Genomic DNA, 2,843 nt, shown 5'->3' on the forward strand with positions numbered 1-2,843 from the left:
TACGCACCACGCCTTCAGTAGCGGAGCAGGAAGGACATCTGATGGAAATGGAAGCCACGCAAGCACCTTAAAATCACCATCATACACTAAATCAGTAAGTTGGCAGCATTACCATTATTTCCTGTAGAAACTATCTCAGCGTAACTCTAAATATCTCATCTCTGGTATTTGCCCTACAGATTTTTTTTGTTTTACCGATACCTTTCATGACGTGGTGACAAAATTTTTATTTTTATCCAGGTCAGTTCTTCAGTTCTTACAGGAATACCAAACTAAGGATAATATAATGAAAATTAATGATATGCGTGTCAGTACACGGCTTAGTGCCGGTTTTTGCCTTGTACTTTTTATGATGCTTCTGATGGGTGTCAGTGCCTGGATGTTTACCAGGGAAAATGTACAGGATGTGGACGAAATGATAAATCTGGACCTACGTAAAGAGCGACTGGCGGAAGAATGGCTGTCCCTGGTGGACAGGAACAGCGGAGCCTCAATGGCGGCCATGGGAACGGAAAACAGAGTCCTGCGGGAAAAAATTCTTAGTCATATTGCGAGCGACTCGGAAAAGACTACACAGGTACAGTCAATGCTGACCCCACTTATCAAGCTGGAAGAAGGTAAAGCCCGTCTCGATAAAATGGTCACCTTACGCAAGAGATACATCACACTACGTAGTGAAGGTCTGTCTATGGCTGAGCGGGGTGAAAATGATGGCATGGACGACTTTATTTCCGATCGCTTCCTGCCCGTCACCGAGGAATATCAACAGGCTATACAGGCTTTACTGGACTTTCAGAAAGAGGTGATCGATGACACACATGCAGGGATACGGCAGACGTCAAAGAAGACAGAGATGCTGATGGTATTGTTTGTTGTTCTGGGCATTACCATGGGAATGTTTATAGCCTGGTATATCACCCGCAGTATTACCCGGCCGCTGAAAGAAGCGGTTAACGTTGCGGGCAAAGTGGCACATGGAGATCTGACGATCCAGGTACAGGTCCACTCCCGGGATGAGCTCGGGCAACTCATGCATTCCCTGAAAGACATGGTCAGCGCACTCGGAGTCACAGTCAGTAATGTCCGCTCCGGCGCAGAAAGCATTGCGCTTGCAGCGGATGAAATCAATGCAGGTAATCAGGACTTAGCCTCAAGAACGGAAGAGCAGGCCGCCGGGGTGGAGGAAACAGCAGCTACACTGGAACAGCTGACTTCCACAATAAAAAGTACAGCGGAGAATGCCCGTCGCGTGAACAATTTGTTTACCGAAACGGGAAGGGTAGTAAAAACGAACAGTGAGCGTATGCATGAAGTCTCTGCTGCAATGGACGATATCCATCACGCCGCAGAGAAGATGACAGACATCATTACGGTGATTGAAGGGATCGCATTCCAGACCAACATACTGGCACTGAATGCCGCCGTGGAAGCTGCGCGCGCTGGAGAGCAGGGGCGTGGATTTGCTGTGGTAGCTGGAGAAGTTAGAACGCTGGCGCAGCGGAGTTCATCATCAGCAAAAGAGATACGTGACATCATCAGTGCTTCAATAAATAAAATTACTGAGGGTCGTGGGCTTGTATCAGAAGCCGACAACGGAATGCAGGCAATCGTTGAGAATGTTTCACGCGTACACCAGCTGGTTGATGAAATATCGCAAGCCAGCGAGGAACAGAGTGATGGGATTAGCCAGATAAACGTCGCGATGGGACAGATAGACACCACCACCCAGCAAAACTCGTCCCTGGTTGAAGAGTCCTCAGCAGCCAGCGGCTCACTGAAAGAACAGGCAGGCCTGCTTCTTGACAGTATACGGGTTTTTGTACTCCGGGACACAGTGATGAAACGGGATAATGCCCGCGTAAAGGCGGCCGGTATGGAAAATGTTGTCAGTGAACGCTGGGAAACATTCTGATCGAGATTCAGGGCTACATTATGCCTGCAGAAAGTATTAAGTTCATACTCTCCCGAACCACGTTACATTCCCCGCAAGAAACAACGTATGCCGGAACCGGGGCAAGGCGATAATACTGGCGTAGCGCGTTCTGCAGGAAACGGCCCATAGGAACCGAACGGGATTATGGGCAGAGCCAGCGCAGGTTGAGTCCTGTCGCTGGCGGAAAATGCAGAAAAGCGACAACTAACCGGCCAGAACTGAATTCCTTTGTCCGTATCTGGCAAGTCCTGTCAGCATCTCGCCGAAGTCCGGGAATTCATATCTGGCTATAACGTTTGCCGCGGAACAGGCTCTGGCGTTATCCCTTACCAGTCATACGATGCACAACTCTGTGCCACTCCTCCTCGGATCGTGCATGTTCTCAGGTAACGCTGATCGGGCTGCGCTGCCTGTACGGAGACCTTTGAGATGGCTGATACCAACGCAATGAGACTGGATCAGTCTGTCTCCCGCCCGGAACAGGACGCTATGTCTTCCGCAATGTTGCCGCACAACTGGCACAGTCTGTTCACGCTATCGGGCGAGAAGGGATATGTCCTGCTGACCACGCGGCGCGGCTGGGACAAGGGCAATCGCACCACCGTTGAATCGCTGCTGAATAAACGCTGCACTATCCTTACGGCTCCGCCAGCTGACAGCCCTCATCCCGATTTTTCTTAGTCGCGCAGCTGCTGCGCGATTGCGCTATACATCAGCGACGCCTCCAGCGGCTGGGCGCTAAACGAGGGTTCCGCCTGCGGCCTGGTCGACCACTGCACAATCACCAGCTGCTCGGTGTTACCAACGGTGCAAAACTGATCCACCCCAGCGGTTGAAAATTGATCCAGGGGTTAATCTGCTCCTCTGAATACAGGGGAGCTTATGATCACTTTTGAGATTCGTATGGAAA

The 2,843-nt window shown here is 50.5% G+C and carries 3 protein-coding genes and 1 pseudogene; 2 read left to right on the forward strand and 2 right to left on the reverse strand.

The annotated features are described in order from the left end of the window. Nucleotides 1-58, reverse strand: a 58-nt coding sequence (locus FHC51_RS23375; protein ID WP_129692833.1) for an IS1 family transposase, incomplete at its 3' end; no start/stop codon positions are given. Nucleotides 59-286: 228 nt separating this feature from the next. Here FHC51_RS23375 and FHC51_RS22845 point away from each other — a divergent pair. After that, the gene (locus FHC51_RS22845) at nucleotides 287-1,912 is read left to right on the forward strand and encodes a methyl-accepting chemotaxis protein (protein ID WP_104677935.1); all 1,626 of its coding nucleotides are present in this window, start codon (nucleotides 287-289) and stop codon (nucleotides 1,910-1,912) included. Nucleotides 1,913-2,362: 450 nt separating this feature from the next. Then, nucleotides 2,363-2,614: a hypothetical protein gene (locus FHC51_RS22850; protein WP_104677934.1), complete on the forward strand. Its 252-nt coding sequence runs from the start codon at nucleotides 2,363-2,365 to the stop codon at nucleotides 2,612-2,614. Here FHC51_RS22850 and FHC51_RS22855 read toward each other — a convergent pair. Next, nucleotides 2,611-2,730 (reverse strand): annotated as a pseudogene (locus FHC51_RS22855) (hypothetical protein); the annotation flags it as partial. The gene FHC51_RS22850 and the pseudogene FHC51_RS22855 sit on opposite strands and share 4 nt — an antisense overlap. Between the last annotated feature and the right edge of the window lie 113 nt (nucleotides 2,731-2,843).

The organism is Leclercia sp. EC_58 (genome assembly GCF_019584355.1).
Lineage (GTDB): Bacteria > Pseudomonadota > Gammaproteobacteria > Enterobacterales > Enterobacteriaceae > Enterobacter.